At 71.0% G+C, this 25,571-nt stretch carries 20 protein-coding genes and 1 pseudogene; 15 read left to right on the forward strand and 6 right to left on the reverse strand.

The features are described 5' to 3' along the window. Positions 1-10 precede the first annotated feature (10 nt). Both ACTEI_RS03445 and ACTEI_RS03450 read right to left on the reverse strand, forming a co-directional pair. Positions 11-376 (reverse strand): hypothetical protein, encoded by a 366-nt coding sequence (locus ACTEI_RS03445; RefSeq protein WP_122976305.1) that lies wholly within the window; start codon positions 374-376, stop codon positions 11-13. Next, positions 373-1,761 (reverse strand): PspC domain-containing protein, encoded by a 1,389-nt coding sequence (locus tag ACTEI_RS03450; RefSeq protein WP_122976306.1) that lies wholly within the window; start codon positions 1,759-1,761, stop codon positions 373-375. Before ACTEI_RS03450 ends, ACTEI_RS03445 begins: the two co-directional genes overlap by 4 nt. 133 nt (positions 1,762-1,894) lie before the next feature. Between ACTEI_RS03450 and ACTEI_RS03455 the strand changes: the two genes are divergently transcribed. The 7 genes and pseudogenes from ACTEI_RS03455 (at position 1,895) to ACTEI_RS03485 (ending at position 9,720) form a co-directional block, all read left to right on the forward strand. Next, a complete protein-coding gene (locus ACTEI_RS03455) occupies positions 1,895-3,151 on the forward strand; it encodes an ATP-binding protein (protein WP_122976307.1) in 1,257 nt (418 codons plus the stop codon). Beyond that, complete coding sequence (locus ACTEI_RS03460) at positions 3,148-3,813, forward strand: response regulator (RefSeq protein ID WP_122976308.1); 666 nt, start codon at positions 3,148-3,150, stop codon at positions 3,811-3,813. Before ACTEI_RS03455 ends, ACTEI_RS03460 begins: the two co-directional genes overlap by 4 nt. A 247-nt stretch (positions 3,814-4,060) precedes the next feature. After that, positions 4,061-5,698, forward strand: a pseudogene (locus ACTEI_RS03465) (peptide ABC transporter substrate-binding protein). 128 nt (positions 5,699-5,826) lie between these two features. Next, entirely contained in the window at positions 5,827-6,753 is a 927-nt protein-coding gene (locus ACTEI_RS03470) for an ABC transporter permease (protein ID WP_122976309.1), read from the forward strand. After that, positions 6,746-7,684, forward strand: coding sequence for an ABC transporter permease (locus ACTEI_RS03475; protein WP_122976310.1), 939 nt, complete (start codon positions 6,746-6,748; stop codon positions 7,682-7,684). Before ACTEI_RS03470 ends, ACTEI_RS03475 begins: the two co-directional genes overlap by 8 nt. A 25-nt stretch (positions 7,685-7,709) precedes the next feature. After that, a complete protein-coding gene (locus ACTEI_RS03480) occupies positions 7,710-8,720 on the forward strand; it encodes an ABC transporter ATP-binding protein (RefSeq protein WP_122976311.1) in 1,011 nt (336 codons plus the stop codon). Beyond that, complete coding sequence (locus ACTEI_RS03485) at positions 8,713-9,720, forward strand: ABC transporter ATP-binding protein (RefSeq protein ID WP_122976312.1); 1,008 nt, start codon at positions 8,713-8,715, stop codon at positions 9,718-9,720. The genes ACTEI_RS03480 and ACTEI_RS03485 overlap by 8 nt, the downstream gene beginning before the upstream one ends. A 95-nt stretch (positions 9,721-9,815) precedes the next feature. Here ACTEI_RS03485 and ACTEI_RS03490 read toward each other — a convergent pair whose 3' ends face one another. Beyond that, positions 9,816-10,091 (reverse strand): chorismate mutase, encoded by a 276-nt coding sequence (locus ACTEI_RS03490; protein WP_239082286.1) that lies wholly within the window; start codon positions 10,089-10,091, stop codon positions 9,816-9,818. 439 nt (positions 10,092-10,530) lie between these two features. Beyond that, the gene (locus tag ACTEI_RS03495; RefSeq protein ID WP_122976314.1) at positions 10,531-12,372 is read right to left on the reverse strand and encodes a bifunctional metallophosphatase/5'-nucleotidase; all 1,842 of its coding nucleotides are present in this window, start codon (positions 12,370-12,372) and stop codon (positions 10,531-10,533) included. Positions 12,373-12,541: 169 nt separating this feature from the next. On the opposite strand from ACTEI_RS03495, the gene pcrA reads away from it, so the two are divergent. After that, on the forward strand, positions 12,542-14,992 hold the full coding sequence (gene pcrA / locus ACTEI_RS03500; protein ID WP_122976315.1) for a DNA helicase PcrA: 2,451 nt from the start codon (positions 12,542-12,544) through the stop codon (positions 14,990-14,992). Here the strand turns inward: pcrA and ACTEI_RS03505 are convergent. Both ACTEI_RS03505 and ACTEI_RS03510 read right to left on the reverse strand, forming a co-directional pair. After that, a complete protein-coding gene (locus tag ACTEI_RS03505; RefSeq protein ID WP_122976316.1) occupies positions 14,989-15,810 on the reverse strand; it encodes a M23 family metallopeptidase in 822 nt (273 codons plus the stop codon). The genes pcrA and ACTEI_RS03505 overlap by 4 nt on opposite strands. Before the next feature lie 118 nt (positions 15,811-15,928). Further along, positions 15,929-16,684, reverse strand: coding sequence for a M23 family metallopeptidase (locus tag ACTEI_RS03510; RefSeq protein ID WP_122976317.1), 756 nt, complete (start codon positions 16,682-16,684; stop codon positions 15,929-15,931). Between the two features lie 415 nt (positions 16,685-17,099). Here ACTEI_RS03510 and icmB point away from each other — a divergent pair, with 415 nt between their 5' ends. The 7 genes from icmB (at position 17,100) to ACTEI_RS03545 (ending at position 25,495) form a co-directional block, all read left to right on the forward strand. Further along, positions 17,100-17,504 (forward strand): coenzyme B12-dependent isobutyryl CoA mutase small subunit, encoded by a 405-nt coding sequence (gene icmB / locus ACTEI_RS03515; protein WP_122976318.1) that lies wholly within the window; start codon positions 17,100-17,102, stop codon positions 17,502-17,504. A gap of 513 nt (positions 17,505-18,017) precedes the next feature. Beyond that, positions 18,018-19,196: an ADP-forming succinate--CoA ligase subunit beta gene (sucC, locus tag ACTEI_RS03520; protein WP_122976319.1), complete on the forward strand. Its 1,179-nt coding sequence runs from the start codon at positions 18,018-18,020 to the stop codon at positions 19,194-19,196. A gap of 4 nt (positions 19,197-19,200) precedes the next feature. Beyond that, a complete protein-coding gene (sucD, locus tag ACTEI_RS03525) occupies positions 19,201-20,082 on the forward strand; it encodes a succinate--CoA ligase subunit alpha (RefSeq protein ID WP_122976320.1) in 882 nt (293 codons plus the stop codon). Between the two features lie 111 nt (positions 20,083-20,193). Continuing rightward, on the forward strand, positions 20,194-21,639 hold the full coding sequence (locus ACTEI_RS03530) for a cell division protein PerM (RefSeq protein WP_122976321.1): 1,446 nt from the start codon (positions 20,194-20,196) through the stop codon (positions 21,637-21,639). A gap of 250 nt (positions 21,640-21,889) precedes the next feature. Continuing rightward, positions 21,890-22,507, forward strand: coding sequence for a phosphoribosylglycinamide formyltransferase (purN, locus tag ACTEI_RS03535; protein WP_122976322.1), 618 nt, complete (start codon positions 21,890-21,892; stop codon positions 22,505-22,507). Further along, positions 22,504-24,063, forward strand: a complete 1,560-nt coding sequence (gene purH, locus ACTEI_RS03540; RefSeq protein ID WP_122976323.1) for a bifunctional phosphoribosylaminoimidazolecarboxamide formyltransferase/IMP cyclohydrolase — start codon at positions 22,504-22,506, stop codon at positions 24,061-24,063. The genes purN and purH overlap by 4 nt, the downstream gene beginning before the upstream one ends. Positions 24,064-24,280: 217 nt before the next feature. Beyond that, the gene (locus ACTEI_RS03545) at positions 24,281-25,495 is read left to right on the forward strand and encodes an NADP-dependent isocitrate dehydrogenase (RefSeq protein ID WP_122976324.1); all 1,215 of its coding nucleotides are present in this window, start codon (positions 24,281-24,283) and stop codon (positions 25,493-25,495) included. The last annotated feature ends 76 nt before the right edge of the window (positions 25,496-25,571 follow it).

Raw genomic sequence — 25,571 nt, forward strand, 5'->3', positions numbered from 1 at the left:
GGGGCATCGGTCACTTCCCCGGCTCCTGTTCGCCCGGCTGGTGCTGCCGTCCGGCGCCCGGCTGCTCCCCGGCGAACCGGGTCGCCGGGTCGTCCAGCAGCTCCTGCACGATCGAGGCGTGCACCTCGGGCGGCAGATCGCCCGGTGCGGCCGCTGCCGGGGTTTCGGCGGCGACCGGGGCCGGCTGCTCGCGGCGCCCGGAAGTGATCGCCCCGAGCAGGCCGACCACCCCGAACAGGATGAGGCCGCCGGCGACCGTCCAGCCCAGCGCGGGAAGGTGCAGGGTGACCACCGCCGACAGCCCCCACCAGACCACGATCAGCAGGAAGAGCAGGCCGAAGGTCAGCGAGACGGCGTCCGTCCGATGCGGTTTCATCGGATCACCTCCAGGTTTCCGGTGTCCAGTCGCAGGTCCAGCGTGAGCTTGCCGCCGCCGGCGCCGTCCGCCCCGAGGTCGGTGACCGAACGTGACTGCGCCGTGGAGCCGCTGGTCTCCTGGCCGAAGAGCACCGCGCGGCCGCCGACCCGGACCGAGGCGGTGGCGTCCACGTTCTGCGGCAGCAGCACGCGCAGTTGTCCGACCTTCATGCTCACCGAGGTGGTCTGCTCGGCGTTGCTGAAGTCCACGCCGCGCAGGTCCAGGGCGACGTTGCCGAGGGTGAACTCGTAGGAGTCGGCGACCTCGGCGAGGCTGGCCGGGCGGTACACGCTGTCGCGGAACTCACTGCCCCAGCGCTCGGTGCCGGTGGCGACCAGCAGACCGGCCGTGGTCAGGACGGCCAGGAAGATCAGTCCGCGGGCGCGACCGAACCAGGCGCCGACCAGCAGGCCGAGCGCGATGGTGGCCAGCGCGGCAGCGAAGTACGCCGAGACGGTCACGTTCACCCCGGCCATGTCCGTCGCGGCCAGCACGCCCATCACCACGACGATCGCGAAGAAGGTGAGCCGGCCCAGGATCGAGCGCTCCTTCGGCGGCTTGGGCGGTTTCGCGGGCTTCGCCGGGGCGGGCGGGGGCGGCGGGAACGCCCCGGCGCCGGCGAACGGCCCGTGCGGCGCGAACGGCGGCCGGTAGCCGGACTCGGCCGGCGGCGTCCAGCGGGGCGGTTCGTACGGCGGGGGAGCCGGCGGGGTCACCGGCTGGCCGGCCGGTGCGGCGGCGGGCGGCGCGCCGAAGGCCACCGTGGGCTCCTCGGCCGGCGGGGCCGCCGGATCGGCCGGCGGCGCCGGCGGGAACATCGCGGCCTCGCCCGGCGCGCCCCTTTTGATCAGCAGGAACGCGCCGACGAGCACGGCCGCCGCGAGCATGCTGGCCCGGGCGCCGTCGCTGACCACGAACGAGAAGGTGAGCAGCGCGGCGCTGCCGAGCAGCACCACCGACAGCGGCGACATCCCGCTGCGGCCCTTGCCGAGCAGCGACTCCACCGGCGAGGCGGAGTCCCCCTCGGACGGGATGATCAGCCAGCCGATCAGATAGAACAGCACGCCCGCGCCACCGAGCACGCCCAGCACCGCCAGCAGCACCCGCCACAGCACCGGGTCGGTGTTGGTGCGGCGGGCCAGCGCGCCGCACACGCCGGCGATGTAGCGCCCGTCGCGGGGGCGGACCAGCTGCTGGCGGGCGAACGCGGCGCCGGCCGCGGACAGCCACGGCGGCACGTTCGCGCCCGGTGGGGGCGGCGGCGTCTGCGCCGTGGCGGAAGGCGCCGGCCCGCCCTCTGGACCGGTGCCCGGGGTACGGGGTTCGGCAGCTTCGTCGTTCATGTCTGCGATCCTGCTGCCCGCCGCGCCCCAGCCGCCTCCGGAAGCGACCCTGAGGCCACCCTGAGATCCGGCGGGGCCGGTACCCGGGAAGATCCCCGTAGCCCGGGTGGGCCGGGCGTGTGACGATCGGAGGGTGACTACCGCTGCCCCGCCCCAGCCGCGCCGGCTGTACCGGCCCCGCGAGCACCGGATCGTGGCCGGGGTCGCCGCCGGGCTGGCGGGCCATCTGGGCCTGCCGGTGCTGGCGGTGCGCATCGGCCTGGTGGTCCTGCTCGGTTTCAACGCGCTCGGCCTGCTGCTCTACGCGGCGTACTGGGCGGTGCTGCCGCAGGAGGCCCGCAACGAGGAGACCCCGGCCCGCCGGGACCTCGCCGCGCTGGTGCCGTTCGCGGCGATCGGCCTCGGCGTGGTGCTGTTGCAGGCGCTGGTCTTCGGTGGCCAGGTGGCCACCACGGTGGGCTGGATGATCGCGGTGGTGGCGGTCGGCGCCGGGGTGATCTGGCACCAGTCCGACCCGACCCGCCGCGAGCAGTGGATCGATCCGAACACGCCGACGCCCTGGCTGGCCGCGATCGTCGGGGAGACCGACCGGCGCTCCTTCATGTTCCGCTTCGTCGGCGGCGGCATCCTGGTCGCGATCGGCGTGATCGGCGCGGTCGCGGTCTACGCGCCGGCCGACTCGCTCTCCTCGGTCCTCAACGGCATGATCTTCGCGCTGGTCGGCCTGCTCGGGGTCGGCGTGGTGGTGGCGCCGCTGATCTGGCGCACCTTCGGCCAGCTGCGCGCCGAGCGGGAGGGCCGGATCCGCGAGCAGGAGCGGGCCGAGGTGGCCGCGATGATCCACGACCAGGTGCTGCACACGCTCGCCCTGATCCAGCGCAACTCGGCGGACATCAAGGAGGTCCAGCGGCTGGCCCGCGGCCAGGAGCGCAGCCTGCGCAACTGGCTGTACAAACCGACCGCGTCGCCGACCGAGCGGTTCGCCGCCGCGCTCGAGCAGGCCGCCGCCGAGGTCGAGGACACGTACGCGATCGGTGTGGAGACCGTGGTGGTCGGCGACGCCCGGTGCGACGAGCGGGTCGCGGCGCTGGTCGCCGCCGCGCGGGAGGCGCTGGTCAACGCCGCGCGGCACGCGGGCGTGCAGACCGTGTCGCTCTACGCCGAGGTGGAGCCGGACGAGCTGAGCGTGTTCGTCCGGGACCGCGGCACCGGGTTCGATCCGGCCGGAGTGGCCGACACCCGCCACGGGGTCCGTGGTTCGATCATCGGACGGATGCAGCGCCACGGCGGCCGCGCGGAGATCCGCAGCGCGCCCGGCGACGGTACGGAAGTGCGTCTCACCCTCCCGGTCCGGGAGAGCGTGACCGCCGGTAAGGAGTCAGCACGATGACCGAGTCCGTGACCCGGCCGGACGGCCGGTTGACCGTCTTCCTGGTCGACGATCACGCGATGTTCCGCGCCGGGGTGCGCGCCGAGCTGGGCCGGCACGTCGAGGTGGTGGGTGAGGCCAGCACGGTGGCCGAGGCGATCAGCCGGATCGCCGCCGTCGGGCCGGACGTGGTGCTGCTGGACGTGCACATGCCCGACGGCGGCGGCCGCGCGGTGCTGGAGGCGATCCGGCGTACCCATCCGCAGGTGCGCTTCCTGGCGCTGTCGGTCTCCGACGCCGCCGAGGATGTGATCGGCCTGATCCGGGCCGGCGCCCGGGGGTACGTGACCAAGACCATCTCGCCGGACGAGCTGGCCGCCGCGGTGCGCCGGGTGGCCGACGGCGACGCGGTGTTCAGCCCGCGGCTGGCCGGTTTCGTGCTGGACGCGTTCGCCTCCCGGCCGGACGTGCCGGTCGCCGATCCGGAGCTGGATCAGCTGACCAACCGGGAGCGGGAGGTGCTGCGGCTGCTGGCGCGGGGGTACGCGTACAAGGAGATCGCCAAGGAGCTGTACATCTCGATCAAGACGGTCGAGACCCACGTGTCCAATGTGCTGCGGAAACTCCAGATGAGCAACCGTTACGAGTTGTCACGCTGGGCGGCGGACCGGCGACTCGTCTGACCCGTGATCAACCAAGCGTCACCGAAGTCCGCACGAATGGCTGCGGCGGGTGTACGTTCGGACACTACGGGGAGTACTCGCAGGTCAGACCTGCCGAAACGGCCGAAAGAACGATCTTTGGGAGTGCGTACGGACGTAAACGGCTAATATCGGCTTGATAACGGCGCTCTTTGGTTTCAGTGCCCCTGTGTCACAGTGGCAGCTACTCACACAACCCCTCGTGAGCGCCCCTGAAGGAGGCACTCCCATGCCTGGGAAAAGCCCATGGAAGATGGCGGTCGGAGCGACCGCCATCGCCTTGTTGGCCGCCGGTTGCGGTGGGGGCGGGTCCGACGACTCGTCCGCCACTTCGAATACGGTCGTCATCGGTATCGGCGAACCGCAGCACCTGATCCCCTCCAACACCACGGAGTCCAACGGCGCCGAGGTGCTGGCTTCGCTGTTCTACCCGCTGGTGGACTTCGACGCGCAGAACAACCCGGTTCCGGTCGCCGCCGAGTCGATCACCCCGGACAAGACCAACACCGTCTGGACGATCAAGCTGAAGCCGGGCTTCACGTTCAGCAACGGTGAGCCGGTCATCTCGGACAACTACATCGACGCCTGGAACTACGGCGCCTACGGCCCGAACGGCCAGGGTGGCGCGTACTTCTTCGAGCGGATCAAGGGCTACGCCGACCTGCAGTCGAAGGACCCGGACGGCGAGGAGGGCCCCAAGAAGGCCCCCGAGCCCAAGGCGAAGAAGCTGACGGGTCTGGCGAAGGTCGACGACACGACCTTCACGGTGACGCTCTCGGCGCCGTTCGCCGGCTGGCAGTCGGTCATGGGCTACACCGTCTTCTACCCGCTGCCGAAGGCCGCCTTCTCCTCCGACGGCGTGATCGCCGAGGGCTTCGAGGACGCGATCATCGGTAACGGCCCCTTCAAGATGAAGGGCAAGTGGGAGCACGACTCGCAGATCGTCGTGGAGAGGGTCGCCGACTTCAAGGGCACCGCCCCGAAGGTCGACGGCATCACCTGGAAGATCTACCAGGACCAGCAGGCGCAGTACGCCGACCTGATCTCGGGCAGCCTGGACGTGTAGACCACCATCCCGATCGAGAGCCTGGCCAAGGCCTCCGCCGACCTGGGTGACCGGTTCAAGAAGAGCCCGAACTCCGGCTTCGGCTTCGTCGGCTTCCCCACCTTCCAGAAGGAGTTCTCGGACGTCCGCGTCCGCCGGGCGATCTCGATGGCGATCAACCGCCAGGAGATCAGCGACCAGATCTTCCTGGGCTCGCGCGCGCCGGCCACCTCGTTCGTCTCCCCGGTCGTCGCCGGTTACCGCCCCAACACCTGTGGCGCCAACTGCGAGTACAACCCGACCGAGGCCAAGAAGCTGTACACCGAGGCCAACGGCCCCAAGGAAATCAAGATCACGTACAACGTCGACGGCGGCCACAAGGCCTGGATCGACGCGGCGTGCAACCAGATCAAGGCGACCCTGGGCGTCAACTGCGTCGGCGGCGAGGAGCCGAAGTTCGCCGACCTGCTGACCAAGGTCGAGGCGAAGAAGCCGGTCGGCCTGATCCGTCTCGGCTGGCTGATGGACTACCCGCTGATGGAGAACTACCTCGGCCCGCTGTACGGCACCGACGGTGGCTCGAACTACTACGGGTACAGCAACTCGACCTTCGACAACCTGGTCAAGGAGGGTTCCGCGGCGCCGACGCCCGAGGAGTCCATCAAGAAGTGGCAGGCGGCCGAGGACATCCTGGCCAAGGAGATGCCGGTTGTGCCGATCTACACGCAGCAGAACGTGTACGGCTACTCGGAGAAGGTCACCAACGTGAACGTCGACCTGTTCCAGAAGGTGGACCTCTACAAGATCGAAGTCGTCGGCTGATCTGACCGCTCGACCGGTGGTGGCGTCACGGAGAATGTGAAACCGTGGCGCCACCACTGCGTTACCCCACCCTCATCGTCGCCGTGCTCACGAGGCCGGCGCTCTTCCGCGGAAGAGGCTAAACCCGTATGTTCCGCTACATCGTGCGGCGCCTACTGCAGATGGTCCTGACCTTCTTCGGGGCGACCTTCCTGCTGTTCGCGTTGGTGTTCGCCAACCAGAAGGACCCGATCCAGGCCTTGGTTGGCGAACGGCCCGTGTCCGAGAGTCAGCGCATCACGCTGACCCAGAGGTACCACCTGGATGAAGGCTTCTTCATGCAGTACTGGTACTACATCAAAGGCCTGCTCACCGGGGACTTCGGCACCTCGATGACCGGCCGCAAGATCATCGATATGATGTCCGACGCCTGGCCGGTGACCCTGCGTCTCTCGCTCATCGCGATCGTCATCGCGGCGACCTTCGCGGTGACCGTCGGCGTCTACTCCGCGATCCGGCGGGGCGGCGTCTTCGACAACGCCTCGTTGATCATCACGCTCGTGCTGCTCGCCATGCCGATCGTCGTCATCGCGCCCCTGTTCCAGTTGATCTTCGGCATCCAGCTGGGGTGGTTCGCGCCTACCGCAACACGGGACGCGACCTTCACGCAACTGCTTTTGCCCGCGATCGTGCTGGCCTGTGTCGTGATCGCGCCGGAGATGCGGGTGACCCGGACCTCGGTGGTGGAGAACCTTCGCGCCGACTACGTGCGCACCGCGCGGGCCAAGGGCCTGAGCCGGATGCGCGTCATCTGGGTGCACGTGCTGCGCAACTCGCTGATCCCGGTGGTCACGCTGATCGGCGTCGACCTGGGTGGCCTGATGGCCGGCGCCATCGTCACCGAGCACGTCTTCAACATTCCCGGCGTCGGCTTCAACCTGGCGCGAGCGATCCGCACCGAGGACGGTCCGCTCGTGGTCGGTTTCGTGAGCATCCTGGTGATCCTCTTCCTGTTCATCAACCTGCTCGTCGACCTGCTCTACGCCGCCCTCGACCCCAGGATCCGCTATGAGTGACTTGAACACGGTGGCTGCCGCCGAGGCGCCCGGCGGCCAGCCGAACGTCCCGCACGGCCCGGTGAAGAAGGACAAGCCGCGCAGTCTGGCCGGCGACGCGTGGGACGACCTGCGCAAGCGCAAGATCTTCTGGACCGCCGTCGTCCTGGTGGCGATCGTGCTGCTGATGGCGGCCTGGCCGACCCTGTTCACCTCCGGCGACCCCGGCAAGTGCACGCTGGCCAACCAGTACAAGGGCGCCAGCGGCGGAGCGTTCTTCGGGTACGACTACCAGGGCTGCGACATCTACGCCAAGGTCATCTACGGGGCCCGGAACTCGATCATCGTCGGTGTGCTGTCCACCTCGCTGGCCGGCCTCATCGGCCTGCTCTTCGGCCTGTCCGCCGGTTACTTCGGCGGCTGGGTGGACGCGGTCCTGTCCCGGTTCGTCGACATCATGCTGGGCGTGCCGTTCCTGCTGGGTGGCATCGTGCTGTCCAACCGGCTGTCGTCCGACCCGAAGAGCAACGGCGTCGCCGCGGTCACCCTCACTCTCGGGCTGCTCAGCTGGACCACCAGCGCCCGGGTGATGCGTTCCGCGGTCATCTCGGCGAAGAACCAGGACTACGTGGCCGCCGCCCGGATGCTCGGCGCCAAGCCGAGCCGGCTGATGTTGCGGCACATCCTGCCGAACTCGATCGCGTCGTTCATCGTCGTGCTGACCCTGCTGCTGGGCATCAACATCGCCAGCGAGGCGACCCTGTCGTTCCTCGGCGTCGGCCTCAAGAACGGTGCCATCAGCTGGGGCATCATGATCTCCGAGGGCACCCAGTTCGCGCGGACCGAACCCTGGCCGCTGGTGTGGCCGGCGCTCTTCCTCGGCCTGACGGTGCTCGCCTTCATCATGCTCGGCGACGCCGTGCGTGACGCTTTCGACCCGAAGTTGCGGTGACCCTGTGACTGATATCAAGGCGCAAATGGACGTCCTACCGGGCGTCGACCCGCGCGCACCCCTGCTCGAAGTGACCGACCTGCACGTCGAGTTCCGGACCCAGTACGGCGTGGCGAAGGCCGTCAACGGCGCGAACTTCCACCTCTCCCCGGGTGAGACGCTCGCCATCCTGGGTGAGTCCGGCTGCGGCAAGTCGGTGACCGCCCAGGCGATCATGGGCATCCTGGACACGCCGCCCGGCTACGTCACCAAGGGCGAGATCCGCTACCGCGGTGTCGACGTCCTGAAGCTCCCGGAGGAGCAGCGCCGCAAGGTCCGGGCGAACCGGATCGCGATGATCTTCCAGGACGCGCTGTCCGCGCTGAACCCGGTCTACACGGTCGGTTTCCAGCTCGGTGAGCTGTTCCGCAAGCACCGCGGGATGTCCCGCGGCGACGCCAAGAAGCGCGCGATCGAGCTGCTGGACCAGGTCAAGATCCCGGGTGCCAGGACGCGGGTGAACGACTACCCGCACCAGTTCTCGGGTGGCATGCGGCAGCGCGTCATGATCGCCATGGCGCTGGCCCTCGACCCCGAGGTGCTGATCGCCGACGAGCCGACCACGGCGCTCGACGTCACCGTGCAGGCACAGATCATGGGCCTGCTCGCCGACCTGCAGCAGCAGCGCAACATGGGCCTCATCCTGATCACGCACGACATGGGCGTGGTCGCCGACGTGGCCGACCGGATCTCGGTGATGTACGCGGGCAAGGTCGTCGAGGAGGCGGGTGTCTACGACATCTACTCCCGGCCGGCCCACCCGTACACCAAGGCGCTGCTGGAGTCGATCCCGCGGCTCGACATGAAGGGCCAGCAGCTCAGCGTCATCCGGGGCCTGCCGCCGGCGCTGACCGACATCCCGCGTGGCTGCCCGTTCAACCCGCGGTGCGCGTACGCGCGGGACGCCTGCCGGCAGGACCCGCCGCCCCCGCCGTACGCGGTGGCCCCGCAGCGCACGGCTCGCTGCCACTTCTTCCGGGAGGTCATCGGTGAGTGACGTCGTCCTTGAGACCAAGGGTCTGGTCAAGCACTTCCCGATCACGCAGGGCATCCTCTTCAAGAGCAAGGTCGGCGCGGTCCGGGCGGTCGACGGGGTCGACCTGCAGCTGCGCCGGGGCGAGACCCTGGGCGTGGTCGGCGAGTCCGGCTGTGGCAAGTCCACCCTGGCCAAGCTGCTGGTGGGCCTGGAGAAGCCGACCGCCGGCTCGATCAATGTCCGGGGCGAGGACATGGTCAAGCTGCAGGGCGCCGCGCTGCGGCGGGCCCGCCGCAACATCCAGATGGTGCTGCAGGACCCGTACACGTCGCTGAACCCGCGAATGACGGTCGGCGACATCATCGGCGAGCCGTTCGAGATCCACCCCGAGGTGGTCCCGAGGGGTGGCCGGGAGCGCGCGGTGCAGGACCTGCTGGACACGGTCGGCCTCAACCCCGACCACATCAACCGGTACCCGCACCAGTTCTCCGGCGGTCAGCGCCAGCGCATCGGCATCGCCCGGGCGCTCGCGCTCAAGCCCGAGATCATCGTCTGCGACGAGCCGGTGTCGGCGCTCGACGTGTCCATCCAGGCCCAGGTGATCAACCTGCTGGAGCGCCTGCAGGACGAGTTCGGCCTGTCGTACATCTTCATCGCGCACGACCTGTCGGTGGTCCGGCACATCTCCGACCGGGTCGCCGTGATGTACCTCGGCAAGGTCATCGAGACCGGGCACGACCAGGCGATCTACGAGCAGCCGACGCATCCGTACACGCAGGCGCTGCTCTCCGCCGTGCCGGTCCCGGACCCGCGCCTGCGCGGCCACCGCGACCAGATCGTCCTGGAGGGCGACGTCCCGTCGCCGGCCAACCCGCCGTCGGGCTGCCGCTTCCGCACCCGGTGCTGGAAGGCTCAGGACGTCTGCGCCCAGCAGGAGCCGCTGCTGCAGATCCGGGAGCGGTCCCCGCACCCCAGCGCGTGCCACTTCGCCGAGGTCCGCGACGTGGTCCACGGGCGCTGACCTGCGGACGACGGTGCCCCGGGAGGTGACGACCCGGGGCACCGTCGTTGTTGCGGGCGGTCACCCGGTGGGCCGGGCCCCCGCCGGGGCGCCGATCACAGCGGGCCGCGGCCGGAGCGCAGCAGGAGCAGGGCGACCTGGGTGCCGTCGGGGCCGAGGGCGGCGCGGAAGCGGTCCACGATCTCCCGTTCGCGGGCCAGGACCAGACGGGTGCCGCCGGAGGCCATCCGGGTCTTGCCGACGGTCTGGGAGAGCCGGGAGCGCTCCAGCCAGAGGTCGATGATGGCCTGATCGATCTCGTCGATCCGTTCCCGCATCGCGCGGATCTCGTCGGCGGCCAGGGGCTTGCCGGCACCCGTGGACTCGTCCATCTGCGGGGCGGAACCGTTGGCGGACTGGTTGATCACGTCGGCGGTCATGCGTGCTCCTCGGGTGCTCATCGCCCCGGGCTTCCCACAGCCCGGGAAGCAAACAAGCCCCGGGCTGTGGGAAGCCCGGGGCTTGGAGTAGGTCTGTCGTTCAGCGGCGACCTACGGCTGCCGGACTTCCGGTGCCGTAGTAGAAAAATCGCGCCTGCTGGATCACGAGCCGAGTATGCCCCGCTCCCGGACCCGGCCGCAAGGAAACCGCCCGAACGATGGGACGCGAGTCGCGTCGTGTGCCCGGGCCCGGGCTCGCCGCGTGCCGGGACGGCTCGCCGGCGGCGCGGCGCGGCCGGAGCGGCCATCGTGACCTGCGCAGACACGGGCGACGGTGGAGAGCTGCGGTGGCCCGGCGCGACGCGCCGGGCCACCGGAGACGGTGCGTCGGTCAGGGGGTCGTGGTGATGCGGTCGGCCCGGCCCGGGGCGATGGTGCCGGTGCCGAGGTACGCGGTCAGGGCGTCGATGTCGAAGCCCGGGGCGGTGACCCGGCCGGTGCCCTTGGTCAGGGCGCTGAAGCCGTCGCCGCCGTTGGCCAGGAAGTCGTTGGTGGTGACCTGGTAGGTGGTGGCGGGGTCGATCGGGGTGCCGTTCAGCGCCAGGCCGCTGACCCGGGAACCGAGCGCGGCGGAGGCGCTCCAGGTGTAGCTGAGCCCGGCGGAGACCTGCAGGATCTTGGTGGTGGTCTGGCCGTTGTAGCCGGCGAACTGCTGCTCCAGCACCTCCTTGAGCTGCGCGCCGGTCAGCGTCTGGGTGACCACCAGGTTGTTGAACGGCTGCACGGTGAACGCTTCGCCGTAGGTGACCCGGCCGTAGGCCTCGCCGCCGGAGGACTGGTCGGCGTCCAGGTCGGCGCGGATGCCGCCCGGGTTCATCAGGGCGATCCGGGCGCCGGCGGCCGAGGTGTAGGCCAGCTGGGCGTCCGCGATCACGTCGCCGAGCGGGCTCTCACCGGCGGCGTTGGCGGTGCGCACGATGTCGCCGGAGATCGCGCCGACGACCCGGTTGGCGATCGGGGCGACCGCGGTGCGGTACTTGTCGGCGACCTTCTTGGCCGCGGCATCGACGGTGTCCGGGTTCTTCAGGTAGACGCCGGTGGCGTCCCTCTTCCAGCCGCCGTTGCCGTCCGGCACGCCGTTCTCCACGATCACGTTCTTCGCGGTGATCTCGGTGAACCGGCCGCTGCGCCGGTCCACCGACCAGTCGATGTCGGTGATCAGCTGGCCGTTGCTGCCGGCGCTGGTCACCACGGTGTCTCGCCCGGCCCGGTTGGGCAGCTTGCAGGAGTAGAAGCGGTGGGTGTGCCCGGACACGACCAGGCCGATCTCCGGGTTCAGCCCGGCCACGATCGGCACGACGGGCCCGGAGAAGCCGGCGCAGTCCGAGACGCCCGGCGTCGGGGTGGCGGCGGCCTGCGAGCCGCCCTCGTGCAGCAGCAGCACCTGGGCTTTGACCCCGACCAGCTTGAGGATGTTGCTCCACCGGTTCGCGGTCGCCACCTCGTCGGTGAAGTGCACGTTCTGGATGCCGGCCGGGTTGACGATGCCGGCCGTGCCCTCCAGGGTCGCGCCGATGAAACCGACCGGCACGCCGCCGACGTACCGGATCTCGACGGGCGGCAGGATCGGCCGCCCGGTCTTGTTGTCGATGGTGTTCGCGGCGAGGTAGCTGAACCGGGCCCCGCCGAAGCCGTCGCCGTCCTGGCAGCCGTCGACCGGGTGGCACCCGCCGCGCTGGATCCGGATCAGCTCGGCCACGCCCTCGTCGAACTCGTGGTTGCCCACTGAGCTGATCTGCAGGCCGACGGTGTTCATCAGCTCGATCGTCGGCTCGTCGTGGAACGCGGCGCTGACCAGCGGGGTGCCGCCGATCAGGTCGCCGGCGCCGACGGTCAGGGTGGTCCGGCCCTCCTGCTTCGCCTCGGCGCGCAGCTTGCGCAGGTACGTCGCCAGGTACTCCACCCCGCCGGCCGGGGTACTGGTGCCGCCCGCGTTGACCACCGCGCCGCTGCCGGTGGGCGGGTCGATCGCGCCGTGGAAGTCGTTGTAGCTGAGGAACTGGCCCTTGACCACGGCGGGCCCGCGGGCGCCGGCGTACTGGGCGGTCACCGGGGCGAACTCGGCGGGCGGCGCGGCGGCCACGGGCCCGGCGGCGGGCACGGCGGAGAGCGCGCCGGCGACCGCAAGCGCGACGGCCGGCACGGCGATGCGTCGCCGAAGCGGAGATGTCATGACGTTCGATCCCTCGATCGGGTTGGACGGTCGGGCAACTCGATCAGACTGGAGGATCGGCCGGGTCGGCGCCACCACTTCGAGGTGACAAGTCGATTGCTGATCGCCGATGCGGCGCCGCCCGCGGTGCGACGTCGTGTCGGAGGGTCGGCATACACTGGCTCCCGCGATGCGACCTTCCTTTGAATCCTCCGACGACGCCCTGTTCGCGCTGCCCACCGCGGCCCCGCCGGCCGCGGCGCCGGCCCCGCAGGTGCCCCGGCCGGCGCCGCACGCGGCTCGCCGGGCCGACCCCGGCGCACTGCTCGACGGGCTGAACGGGCCCCAGCGCGACGCGGTGACGCACGCCGGCTCGCCGCTGCTGATCGTGGCCGGCGCGGGCTCCGGCAAGACCCGGGTGCTGACCCACCGGATCGCCTACCTGCTGGCCGCGCGGGACGTGCACCCCGGCGAGATCATGGCGATCACGTTCACCAACAAGGCGGCCGGTGAGATGAAGGAGCGGGTGGCCCAGCTGGTCGGCCCGCGCGCCCGGTTGATGTGGGTCTCGACGTTCCACTCGGCCTGCGTCCGGATCCTGCGGGCCGAGCACGAGCACGCCGGGCTGAAGAGCACGTTCTCGATCTACGACGCGGACGACTCGCGCCGGCTGATGCAGATGGTCGCCCGCGAGCTCGATCTCGACCCGAAGCGGTACACCGCCCGTGGCCTGGCCGCCCAGGTGTCCAACCTGAAGAACGAGCTGGTCGACCCGGAGGAGTTCAAGGGCCGGGCGAACGGGCCGAACGAGCGGGCCGTCGCCGAGGCGTACGAGCTGTATCAGCGTCGTCTGCGGGAGGCGCACGCGCTGGACTTCGATGACATCATCATGGCCACGGTGCACCTGTTCCAGTCGCACCCGCTGGTCGCCCAGGCCTACCGGCGCCGCTTCCGGCACGTGCTGGTCGACGAGTACCAGGACACCAACCACGCGCAGTACACGCTGATCCGCGAGCTGGTCGGCCGCGACGACGAGGACCCGTCCGAGCTGTGCGTGGTCGGTGACGCGGACCAGTCGATCTACGCGTTCCGCGGCGCGACGATCCGCAACATCCTGGAGTTCGAGCGGGACTACCCGGACGCCCGGACGATCCTGCTGGAGCAGAACTACCGCTCCACCCAGACCATCCTCTCCGCGGCCAACGCGGTGATCGACCGGAACACCTCGCGCAAGCCCAAGCGCCTGTGGAGCGACCAGGGGACCGGCGAGCAGATCGTCGGGTACGTCGCCGACACCGAGCACGCCGAGGCGGACTGGGTGGCCCGGGAGATCGACCGGCTCTGCGACAACCACGGCGTGCGCCCCGGCGACGTGGCCGTCTTCTACCGCACCAACAACCAGTCCCGGGTGTTCGAGGAGGTGTTCATCCGGGTCGGCCTGCCGTACAAGGTGGTCGGCGGGGTGCGCTTCTACGAGCGCAAGGAGGTGCGCGACGCGCTGGCGTACCTGCGGGCGGTGGTGAACGAGGACGACACGGTCAGCGTCCGCCGGGTGCTCAACACCCCGAAACGGGGGATCGGCGACCGGGCCGAGGCCTGCGTCGAGGCGCTCGCCGGCCGGGACCGGATCTCGTTCGGCCAGGCGCTGCGGCACGCGCGGAACGCTCCGGGCATCTCCACCCGCGCGGCCAACAGCATCGCCGACTTCGTGCGGCTGCTCGACGACCTGCGCGAGATGGCGACGGTCGCCGCGCCGGAGGAGGTGCTGGAGGCGGTGCTGCAGCGCTCCGGCCTGCTCAGCGAGCTGGAGGAGAGCCTCGATCCGCAGGACCAGGGCCGGGTGGAGAACCTGCAGGAGCTGGTCAGCGTGGCCCGGGAGTACACCGAACGGGTGGAGTCGCAGGCCGCCGCGGCCGAGACCGCGGACCCGGAGGCGCCGGCGGCCACCCTGGCCGGGTTCCTGGAGCAGGTGGCGCTGGTCGCCGACGCCGACCAGATCCCCAGCGACGACCCGGAGCACCAGGGCGTGGTGACGCTGATGACCCTGCACACCGCGAAGGGCCTGGAGTTCCCCGTGGTGTTCCTGACCGGGCTGGAGGACGGCGTCTTCCCGCACATGCGGGCGCTCGGTGACAACACCGAGCTGGAGGAGGAGCGCCGCCTGGCGTACGTCGGGATCACCCGGGCCCGGCAGCGGCTCTACCTCTCCCGGGCGGTGACCCGCTCGGCGTGGGGCCAGCCGCAGTACAACCCGCCGTCCCGGTTCACCGACGAGCTGCCGTCCGAGCTGGTGCGCTGGGAGCGCACCGGCGGGTCGTACACGTCGTGGTCCGGCACCGGCGGCGGGGTGGGCGGCCGTGGTGGCGGTGACCGTCAGCGCGGCGGCGGCTTCGCCGGCGGCACGCCCAAGGCGCAACGCATCGCCGAGCGGCTCGGCATCGACGCCAGCCGGCTGGCCACCGCCAGCGAGCTCAAACAGGCCCCGAAGGTGGAGGTCGGCGACCGGGTCAACCACCAGAGGTACGGCCTGGGCCGGGTCGTCGCCGTCGAGGGGCACGGGCCCGGCGCCCGCGCCCAGATCGACTTCGGCGACCAGGTGATGTGGCTGATCCTGCGGCACGCCCCGATCGAGAAGCTCTAGGCGCCGTCCGGTACGGCGGCGCAGCCGGGGATGCCCACCCCGTGCCGCCGCAGCCACGCGGTCGGCTCCACCGGGTTCTTGTAGTGCCCCTGGTGCACCTCGAAATGCAGGTGTGGGCCGGTCGAGTGCCCGGTCGAGCCCTCGTCGCCGATGTGCTGCCCGGCGCGCACCACGTCGCCGGCGGCCACGGCGATCCGCGACAGGTGGCCGTAGTGGGTGAGCCAGCCGTTGCCGTGGTCGATCAGCACGGCGTTGCCGTACCCCTGCGCCGTGCCGGCCTGGACCACCGTCCCGGCGCCGGCCGCGACGATCGGGGCGCCGTCCGCGGCGGCCAGGTCGACGCCGGCGTGCAGCCGGCCCCAGCGCTGCCCGAAGCAGGAGGTGACCCGGCCCGCGGGCAGCGGGTCCACCCAGTCGGCCCCGCCCAGCGCGGTGGTGGTCACCGCGGTGGTGGTCACCGGAGCGGGCTTCGGCCGGCGTTGCACCGGGTCCGCCGGGATGCCGTGGTTCTCGGCAGAGGCCGGCCGCCGGGGATGCGTCTTGGCGGGCGCCCCGTCGCCGGCCGGCGGGACGATCGGCAGGGCGGCGGGGGCGTGCGCGGCGGTGTGTCCGTCGCTGGTCGGCTGACCGGCGGGTCCGGCCACGGCGGCGCCGCCGGCCACCCCGATCCCGGTGGCCAGGGTGGCGCTCAGGGCGGTGAGGGAGAGGGCGGAGCGGCGGCGGCTGGCGAACAGGGCCGGGAACGCGGGGGCGCGGTGCCGGTGGAGGCGCTCCTGACGGTGCCGCCCGCCGCCCGCCGTTGCCGAGATCTGCCCCACCCGAGACACCCCTCCCGATGACCGTGCCCAGTGCTGTCACGGTTCTGTCGGTGCGGGTGCGGGGGCGCTGAGACGGTGCGGACCGGTTCAACCGACCCGCAACCGGGGCGGTTGCGGGTCAGGAGGCGGCGGCCGCGGCCATGCCCGCGTAGACCGACTCCATCTGGAGCTTGATGTCGACCTGGTGCTCGCGCAGGAAGGTGATCGGGTCGGTCGGCTTGCCGTCCACGTGCACCTCCAGATGCAGGTGCGTGCCGTACGAGTACCCGCTGTTGCCCACCTCGCCGATCACCTGACCGGCCTTCACCACGTCGCCCTTGCTCACCAGCAGTCGCCGGGAGTGCGCGTAAATGATCTCGGTGCCGTCGTCCTGCCGGACGGTGATGGAGTAGCCGTACCCGCCGTTGTAGCCGGCCGCGGTGACCGTGCCGGCGTGCACCGCCTTGTACGGCGTGCCGTCCGGGGCGGCCAGGTCGATGCCGGCGTGCAGCTTGCCGAACCGCACGCCGAACGCCGAGGTGAACTCGTAGTCGTCGAGCGGCAGGAGGTAGACCTCGGAGGCGGCCACCGCTTCGTCGATCCGGGCGCCGGCCTTGGCGGCGGTGTCCCGGCTCTCGCTGCGCGACGCCCGGCCGGCGTCGTCCGAGCGGCTCTGCAGGGCGTCCGTGGCGACCTGGGAGGTCTTGTCCAGGCTCTGCAGGATGTCCGGGTTGACGGTCTTGGAGTCCGGGAGGTTCGACGCGGCGCCGAGGGCGACCACGCCGGCGCCGACGAAGGCGGAGGTGACGACTGCGGCGTAGCGGCTGCGCGGAGGGGTCGGTACGCGGCGTCGGCCGCGATAGCGATCGGGCTCAGACGACAAGCGCTGGCGCACGAAGGACCCTCCGTCGGTGGCATTGCGGCGGCAGGCGCGAGCTCCGCACAAAGCGGTTGACAGGTGCTGGCCGGGCGGTCGCTGGGGGGTGAACCTGTGCGACAGCCGTGGCCACGGTAACGAAACGGCAGCCGGGTCACAAGTCGCAGCGCCAATTCCGTGACAGTTCCGCGCCAGCATTGATCAGCTATTGTCCGAAATGGTGACGTTTCCAGGAAGGTGAGATATCAACGTTCTGTGATCGCTGATAAAGCGGAAAGTAATGTGACCGGCGCAACCATTCCGCGGCCGTGTCGCGGCGCGGGGACGCTACCCCGCGCCCGCCGCGGCGGGTTACCGTTCGTTCAGGTGGCCGGTCCGGAAGACCCGGGCCGGGCGCCCGGACACCGAGGTCCACAGCTCTAGAGGGGTCAGCATGCAAGCACGGATCAGGGTCGTCGTCGCGAAGCCCGGCCTGGACGGGCACGACCGAGGCGCCAAGGTGGTGGCCCGGGCGCTACGGGACGCCGGCATGGAGGTCATCTACACCGGACTGCACCAGACGCCCGAGCAGATCGTCGAGACGGCGATTCAGGAGGACGCCGACGCGGTCGGCCTCTCGGTTCTCTCCGGGGCGCACATGACGCTGTTCCGCCGGGTGCTGGAACTGCTCGCCGAGCGCGACGCGGCCGACATCGTGGTTTTCGGCGGCGGCATCATTCCGGAGGATGACATCGCGGAATTGGAATCACTCGGCGTAGCGAAGGTATTCACGCCGGGTGCGACCACCGCATCCATCATCGAATGGGTCCGCGCCAATGTAGCCACCCAGGTGGCCTGAGCATAGGGAAGGGCCGGACGCACCCCTCACACGTCCGGCCCTTCTATGCGCGATGCCCCGCCGCCACCCCTCGACCGACAGGGCATCGGCCGCTTCCTCGCCCGGCGCGCCCGGTAGCAGCGTGCCGACATCCCACTCAACGACGCCCTTCTCCGGCGGTTACGCGCGTCCGCGTGACTTTTTCGCCGGCGGTTGCGCGCGGCCCGCCCGGACATCGACGACCGGCGTCACCGGCGGTGCCGCCGGGCCCCGGCGGCCACCTGCGCCACACTCGTCCCGAGCGTCCCGGAGCTGCGTTTTCGTCCCTCTGGTGTGTGGTCTTGCACACCGTCTACCCGCGCGGGCGGGGATCCCGAATCGGTCGCTAGTCTGCGGGTGAGGGCCATTCGGCAGTTGCGGATGGCCGGACGATCCTCACGCTGGCGGCGCCACTGCGACGCGCCGCGCACACAACAGGTCGGGACGCAATGGTGCGGCTTGCCGGCGCTTGGCGTCGCGAGCGAAAGGAGACACGTGGACCTGTTCGAGTATCAGGGGCGCGACCTGTTCGAACGGCACGGGCTGCCCGTGCTGGGCGGCGGTGTCGCCGAGACCCCGCAGGAGGCCCGGGCGATCGCCGAGCGGCTGGGCGGCAAGGTTGTCGTCAAGGCGCAGGTCAAGGTCGGCGGCCGCGGCAAGGCCGGTGGCGTCAAGCTGGCCGACGGGCCGGACGAGGCGCAGGCCCGCGCGACCGACATCCTGGGTATGGACATCAAGGGCCACACGGTCGGCAAGGTGATGCTGGCCGAGACGGCCGACATCAAGGAGGAGTACTACTTCTCCTACCTGCTGGACCGGGCCAACCGGACGTTCCTCTGCATCGCCAGCGTCGCCGGCGGCATGGAGATCGAGACGGTCGCCGAGGAGGACCCGGAGCGGGTCGCCAAGATCGCGATCGACGCCAGCAAGGGCGTGGACGAGGCGAAGGCGCGCGAGATCGTCGCCGCCGCCAAGTTCCCGGCCGACGTCGCCGACCAGGTCGTCGACATCGCGGTCAAGCTGTGGCAGGCGTTCGTCGCCGAGGACGCCACGCTGGTCGAGGTCAACCCGCTGGCCAAGGTCGGCGACGGCCGGGTGCTGGCGCTGGACGCCAAGGTCACCCTGGACGAGAACGCGTCGTTCCGGCACCCCGACCACGAGGCGCTGGTCGACAAGTCCGCGGTCGACCCGATCGAGCAGGCCGCCAAGGCCAAGAACCTCAACTACGTCAAGCTCGACGGCGAGGTCGGCATCATCGGCAACGGCGCGGGCCTGGTCATGTCGACCCTCGACGTGGTGGCGTACGCCGGCGAGAAGCACGGCGCCGTCAAGCCGGCGAACTTCCTCGACATCGGTGGCGGCGCGAGCGCCCAGGTGATGGCCGACGGCCTGGAGATCGTCCTCGGCGACCCGTCGGTGAAGTCGGTCTTCGTGAACGTCTTCGGCGGCATCACCGCCTGCGACGCGGTGGCCAACGGCATCGTCCAGGCCCTCGCCCTGCTCGCCGAGCGCGGCGAGCAGGTCACCAAGCCGCTCGTGGTACGTCTCGACGGCAACAACGCCGAGGCCGGCCGTGCCATCCTCGACGGAGCGAACAACCCGCTGGTCGAGCGGGTGGACACGATGGACGGAGCGGCCGAGCGCGCCGCCGAGCTCGCGGCTGCGGGGAAGTGAACTAATGGCTATCTGGCTCACCAAGGACTCGAAGGTCATCGTCCAGGGCATCACCGGCTCGGAGGGCTCCAAGCACACCCGCCGGATGCTCGCCGCCGGCACCAACGTGGTCGGTGGCACCAACCCGCGCAAGGCCGGCACCAAGGTGGACTTCGACGGCACCGAGCTGCCGGTGTTCGCCACGGTCGGCGAGGCGATGAAGGAGACCGGCGCGGACGTCACGGTGATCTTCGTGCCGCCGGCCGGGACCAAGGCCGCGGTCATCGAGGCGATCGACGCCGGGATCCCGCTCGCCGTGGTGATCACCGAGGGCGTGCCGGTGCAGGACTCCGCCGCGTTCTGGGCGTACAACGTGGCCAAGGGCGGCAAGACCCGGATCATCGGCCCGAACTGCCCGGGCATCGCGTCGCCGGGCGCCTCCAACGCCGGGATCATCCCGGCCGACATCACCCCGCAGGGCCGGATCGGCCTGGTCAGCAAGAGCGGCACGCTGACCTACCAGCTCATGTACGAGCTGCGCGACTTCGGCTTCTCCACCTGCGTCGGCATCGGTGGCGACCCGGTCATCGGCACCACCCACATCGACGCGCTCAAGGCGTTCCAGGACGACCCGGACACCGACGCGATCGTGATGATCGGTGAGATCGGTGGCGACGCCGAGGAGCGGGCGGCCGAGTTCATCAAGGCCAACGTCACCAAGCCGGTGGTCGGTTACATCGCCGGCTTCACCGCCCCGCCCGGCAAGACCATGGGTCACGCCGGCGCGATCATCTCCGGCTCGGCCGGCACCGCCGACGCGAAGAAGGCGGCGCTGGAGGCGGCCGGCGTCAAGGTCGGCAAGACGCCGAGCGAGACCGCACGACTCATGCGCGAGGTCATGAGCTGAAGCAGCAACCGTACGAAACGGCGCGCCGCCGACCGGGTCACCGCGACCGATCGGCGGCGCGCCGCTGTTTCTGCATCGCCGTGAGCGCCGCGGCGTGACAAGGTAGTCGCGATGCCCAGCACAACCGACCGTCCCGGCGGCTCGGAGGACCCGTTCGCGGTCGCCGAGGCGCTGCAGTCCGTCGTGCGGGACACCGAGGCGCTGTCCGTCTCCGCCCCGCCACCCGCCGAGCCCGGCGAACCGGAGAACCGGGACACCGTCGTCGTCGACGACGCGGTGCTCGGCCGCCGGGAGACCGTCCAGGTTCCGGTCCAGCGCCGCCCGCCCGAGCGCCGAGGCGCGCCGCTGCCGGTGGCGGTGCTCTTCGCCACGCTCTGGGCGGCCCTGCTGACGTACCTTCCGGTCGCCGCGGTGCTCGGACTGGCCCGCACCCTGGAGGGCGCCGGCGGGCTGGCCGGGGCGGCGCGCGCCGGGGCGGCCGCGTGGCTGCTCGGCCACGGCGTGCCGATCGGCACCTCGATCGGCCCGCTCGCTCTGGCCCCGTTGCTGCTGACCGTGCTGGTGGTGAGCCGGCTGAACCGGGCCGGGCTGCACGTGACCCGGGCGATCGGCGCCCGGCGCTCCGGGTCGCTCGGTTCGGCGCTGCTCGTCGCGGTCTGCGTCGCGGTGGCGTACGCGATGGTCGGTGCCCTGACCGCCCACCTGACCGACGGTCGCGGCACCCAGGTCTCCACCGCCCGCGCCGCGTCGCACTTCCTGCTGCTGGGCCTGCTCGGCGCCGGGATCGGCGCGCTGCGCGGCAGCGACGCGGTGACCACGCTGGCCCGCCGGGTCCCGGCCGCGCTGCGGCACGGTGTCCGGACCGGCCTGGTCGCGGCGTTCCTGATGATCGGGGCCGGTGCGGCGGTCGGCGGGCTGTCGGTGGCGCTCGGCGGCGGTGACGCCGCGAAAATCATCTCCGCCTACCACACCGGGGTCGCCGGCCAGGCCGGGATCACCCTGATCAGCGTGGCCTACGCCGGAAACGCCGCGATCTGGGCCACCGCCTACCTGCTCGGGCCGGGTTTCGCGCTGGGCGCCGGCTCGGTGGTCCGGCTGACCGAGTTCTCGGTCGGCGACCTGCCCACCCTGCCGCTGCTCGCCGGCCTGCCGAACGGGCCGATGGGCGCGGCCGGCACGCTGCTGCTGGCGCTGCCGGTGCTCGCCGGTGGGGTGGCCGGCTGGGGGCTCACCCAGCGGCTGCGCTACGGCCGCGCGCACGCCTGGGGGCCGGGGCGCGGCTCCGGTGCGGACGGCCCGGAACCGCAGTGGCCGCTGCTGATCGGCGCGGGCCTGCTCGCCGGACCGGTGGCCGGCCTGGTCACCGCGGCGCTCGCCGGATTCTCCGGCGGGCCGGTCGGTGCCGGTCGGCTGGCCGAGATCGGCCCGGCGGCCGGCCCGGTGGGGCTGGTCGCGGCGCTGGTCGCGGCGATCTCGGTGATCGGTGGCGCGGCGGCGGCCCGCGCGTTCGGCGCCCCCCGCCGCCCGGCGAGCCGCAGACCGGCCGCCCGCAAGTAACCGGCCGCGCCGGAAGCGGGCCGTCCGAGGGAGCATCGCGCCCGGCAGGAGGCATCCCCGCCCGGCAGGGAGCATCGCGCCCGGCAGGAGGCATCCCCGCCCGGCAGGGAGCATCGCGCCCGGCAGGGAGCAGTCCGCCGGTTCGGGAGCATCCCGGCCCGTTCGGGTGAGCGCAGCCGGACGCCACCGCCCGCCGGTGCGGCAACCGCCCGATTTCGGTCAGCGTGGGCTGCCCGGATAGGGTGCGGAGGTGACTGACCCCGCGCCCGCCCGCCTGGTCGTCCTCATCTCCGGATCGGGCAGCAACCTGCAAGCTCTACTCGACGCGACCCGCGACCCGGCGTACGGCGCCGAGGTGGTCGCCGTCGGCGCGGACCGGGACGGCATCGCCGGTCTCGACCTCGCCGCCGCGGCCGGCGTCCCCACCTTCGTGGACTCGGTGAAGGCGTACGCGACCCGCGACGACTGGGACGCCGCGCTCACCGAGCACGTCGCCGCGTACCGCCCCGACCTGGTCATCTCGGCCGGCTTCCTGAAACTGGTCGGCAAGCAGTTCCTGGACGCCTTCGGCGACCGGTACATCAACACGCACAACGCGCTGCTGCCGTCGTTCCCGGGCATCCACGGGCCCCGCGACGCGCTCGACTACGGCGTGAAGATCGCCGGAGCGACGCTCTTCTTCGTCGACGCCGGCGTCGACACCGGACCGATCATCGCCCAGGTCAGCGTGCCCGTGCTCGACGACGACACGGAGCAGACGCTGACCGAGCGGATCAAGGTGGCCGAGCGGGCCCAGCTGGTCGAGTACGTCGGCCGCCTGGTCCGCGACGGCTGGACCATCGAGAACAGGAAGGTACGGATTCCGTGAGTAGCGAGGGTCGTCGTCCGATCAAGCGGGCGCTGCTGAGCGTGTGGGACAAGGCGGGGATCGTCGAGCTCGCCCAGGCGCTGCACGCCGCCGGGGTGGAGATCGTCTCGACCGGCTCCACCGCCACCACCGTGGAGAAGGCCGGTGTGCCGGTGACCCGGGTGGAGGATCTGACCGGCTTCCCGGAGATCCTCAGCGACCGGGTCAAGACGCTGCACCCGAAGGTGCACGGCGGCCTCCTCGCCGACCTGCGGCTGGACAGCCACGTGCGGGAGCTCGCCGAGCACGGCATCGAGCCGTTCGACCTGCTGGTCAGCAGCCTCTACCCGTTCAGCGAGACGGTGGCCTCCGGCGCCGGGGAGGAGGAGTGCATCGCCAAGATCGACATCGGTGGCCCGGCGATGGTCCGCGCGGCGGCCAAGAACCACGCCTCGGTCGCGGTGGTCGTGTCGACCGAGGGCTACCCGCTGATCCGCGAGGCGCTGGAGAACGGCGGCTTCACGCTCGCCCAGCGCAAACTGCTGGCGTCGAAGGCGTTCATCAACATCGCCGAGTACGACATCGCGGTCGCCAACTGGACCGCCACCACGCTGGTCTCGGAGAGCGACTGGCCGGAGTTCGCCGGTCTCGCCCTGCAGCGCGGGAACACCCTGCGGTACGGCGAGAACCCGCACCAGCGGGCCGCGCTCTACCTGGACCGGACCGCCCCCGCCGGGCTGGCCCAGGCGCGGCAGCTGCACGGCAAGGAGATGTCGTACAACAACTACGTCGACGCGGATGCCGCGTGGCGTACCGCGAACGACTTCGCCGAGCCGGCCGTGGCGATCATCAAGCACGCCAACCCCTGCGGTGTGGCGATCGGCGCCGATGTGGTGCAGGCGCACCGCCGGGCGCACGAGTGCGACCCGGTCTCCGCGTACGGCGGCGTGATCGCGGTCAACCAGGAGGTCTCGGTCGAGCTGGCCCGCCAGGTCGCGGAGATCTTCACCGAGGTGATCGTGGCCCCGGCGTTCGCGCCGGAGGCACTGGAGATCCTGCGCGAGAAGAAGAACCTGCGCGTGCTGGTCGCCCCGGCGTGGAACCCGCCGCCCACGGAGATCAAGCAGATCGGCGGCGGTGTGCTGGTGCAGACCGCCGACCGGATCGACGCCGACGGCGACGACCCGGCCGGCTGGACGCTGGCCACCGGCCCGGCGGCGTCCCCCGAGACCCTGCGTGACCTGGTCTTCGCCTGGCGGGCGGTGCGCGGCGTGAAGAGCAACGCGATCCTGCTGGCCCGTGACGGCGCCACGGTCGGCGTCGGGATGGGCCAGGTGAACCGGGTCGACTCGGCGAAGCTGGCGGTCGCCCGCGCCGGCGCCGAGCGGGCGGCCGGCAGTGTGGCCGCCTCGGACGCGTTCTTCCCGTTCCCGGACGGTCTGCAGGTGCTGATCGAGGCCGGGATCACGGCGGTGGTCCAGCCGGGCGGCTCGATCCGGGACAACCTGGTGATCGAGGCCGCGGAGAAGGCCGGTCTCACCGTCTACCTCACCGGGACCCGGCACTTCTACCACTGACGTACGCCAGGAACGGCCCCGGGTCCGCGGCCCGGGGCCGTTCGCGTTCGCGGGTTCGCAGCCGGTTCCCGGCCGCCGGGGGTTTCCGCCCGTGCGGTCACCGGCCGCCTGGGATGGTAGAGACAGATCACCAGTTCGGGGCCGCCCGGCGATCTTCAGCGGGCGGGCAGTACGCTCGTACTGCTAAGCGTGTGTTTCGGGAGAGGAGCGCCGGCCGATGGCGAAAATCAAGGTCAAGAACCCGGTCGTTGAGATCGACGGCGACGAGATGACCCGGATCATCTGGAAGCAGATCCGTGAGCAGCTGGTCCTGCCCTACCTCGACGTCAACCTCGAGTACTACGACCTGTCGATCCAGTACCGGGACGAGACCGACGACCAGGTGACGGTCGACGCCGCCAACGCCATCAAGCAGCACGGCGTGGGCGTCAAGTGCGCGACCATCACCCCGGACGAGGCCCGGGTCCAGGAGTTCGGCCTCAAGAAGATGTGGCGGTCGCCGAACGGCACCATCCGCAACATCCTGGGCGGCGTGGTCTTCCGTGAGCCGATCATCATGAAGAACGTGCCCCGCCTGGTGCCGGGCTGGACCAAGCCGATCATCATCGGCCGGCACGCGCACGGTGACCAGTACAAGGCCACCGACTTCGTCGTCCCGAAGGCCGGCAAGCTGACCGTCACCTTCACCCCGGAGGACGGCTCCGAGCCGATCGAGTTCCACGTCGCGGACTACCCCGAGGGTGGCGTGGCGATGGCGATGTACAACTTCGACGAGTCGATCCGGGACTTCGCCCGCGCCTCGTTCCGGTACGGCCTGGCCCGCAACTACCCGGTCTACCTGTCCACCAAGAACACCATCCTCAAGGCATACGACGGCCGGTTCAAGGACCTCTTCGCGGAGATCTTCGAGACCGAGTTCGCCGAGGAGTTCAAGGCGAAGGGCCTCACCTACGAGCACCGGCTGATCGACGACATGGTCGCCGCCGCGCTCAAGTGGGAGGGCGGCTACGTCTGGGCGTGCAAGAACTACGACGGTGACGTGCAGTCCGACACGGTCGCCCAGGGCTTCGGCTCGCTCGGCCTGATGACCTCGGTGCTGATGACCCCGGACGGCCGGACCGTCGAGGCCGAGGCCGCCCACGGCACCGTCACCCGGCACTACCGGCAGTGGCAGAAGGGCGAGAAGACCTCGACCAACCCGATCGCGTCGATCTTCGCGTGGACCGGCGGCCTCAAGCACCGCGGCAAGCTGGATGGGACGCCGGAGGTCACCCAGTTCGCCGAGACGCTGGAGCGGGTCTGCATCGAGACCGTCGAGAGCGGCCAGATGACCAAGGACCTCGCGCTGCTGATCAGCAAGGACTCGCCGTGGCTGTCCACCGACGAGTTCATGAACGCGCTGGACGAGAACCTGGCTCGTAAGCTGGCCTGATCCTCGTACCGGAAAGAGAAGCCCGTCGACCCGTGTCGGCGGGCTTCTCGCGTTTTCGGGACCTTCGGCCCGTACG

Source organism: Actinoplanes teichomyceticus ATCC 31121 (assembly GCF_003711105.1).
GTDB classification, from domain to species: Bacteria; Actinomycetota; Actinomycetes; order Mycobacteriales; family Micromonosporaceae; genus Actinoplanes; species Actinoplanes teichomyceticus.

Coding starts and splice junctions, on each gene's coding strand:
- ACTEI_RS03445 (WP_122976305.1), bottom strand. CDS start 376: ATGAAACCGCATCGGACGGACGCCGTCTCGCTGACCTTCGGCCTGCTC.
- ACTEI_RS03450 (WP_122976306.1), bottom strand. CDS start 1,761: ATGAACGACGAAGCTGCCGAACCCCGTACCCCGGGCACCGGTCCAGAG.
- ACTEI_RS03460 (WP_122976308.1), top strand. CDS start 3,148: ATGACCGAGTCCGTGACCCGGCCGGACGGCCGGTTGACCGTCTTCCTG.
- ACTEI_RS03470 (WP_122976309.1), top strand. CDS start 5,827: ATGTTCCGCTACATCGTGCGGCGCCTACTGCAGATGGTCCTGACCTTC.
- ACTEI_RS03475 (WP_122976310.1), top strand. CDS start 6,746: ATGAGTGACTTGAACACGGTGGCTGCCGCCGAGGCGCCCGGCGGCCAG.
- ACTEI_RS03480 (WP_122976311.1), top strand. CDS start 7,710: ATGGACGTCCTACCGGGCGTCGACCCGCGCGCACCCCTGCTCGAAGTG.
- ACTEI_RS03490 (WP_239082286.1), bottom strand. CDS start 10,091: ATGGACGAGTCCACGGGTGCCGGCAAGCCCCTGGCCGCCGACGAGATC.
- ACTEI_RS03495 (WP_122976314.1), bottom strand. CDS start 12,372: ATGACATCTCCGCTTCGGCGACGCATCGCCGTGCCGGCCGTCGCGCTT.
- pcrA (WP_122976315.1), top strand. CDS start 12,542: ATGCGACCTTCCTTTGAATCCTCCGACGACGCCCTGTTCGCGCTGCCC.
- icmB (WP_122976318.1), top strand. CDS start 17,100: ATGCAAGCACGGATCAGGGTCGTCGTCGCGAAGCCCGGCCTGGACGGG.
- sucD (WP_122976320.1), top strand. CDS start 19,201: ATGGCTATCTGGCTCACCAAGGACTCGAAGGTCATCGTCCAGGGCATC.
- ACTEI_RS03530 (WP_122976321.1), top strand. CDS start 20,194: ATGCCCAGCACAACCGACCGTCCCGGCGGCTCGGAGGACCCGTTCGCG.
- ACTEI_RS03545 (WP_122976324.1), top strand. CDS start 24,281: ATGGCGAAAATCAAGGTCAAGAACCCGGTCGTTGAGATCGACGGCGAC.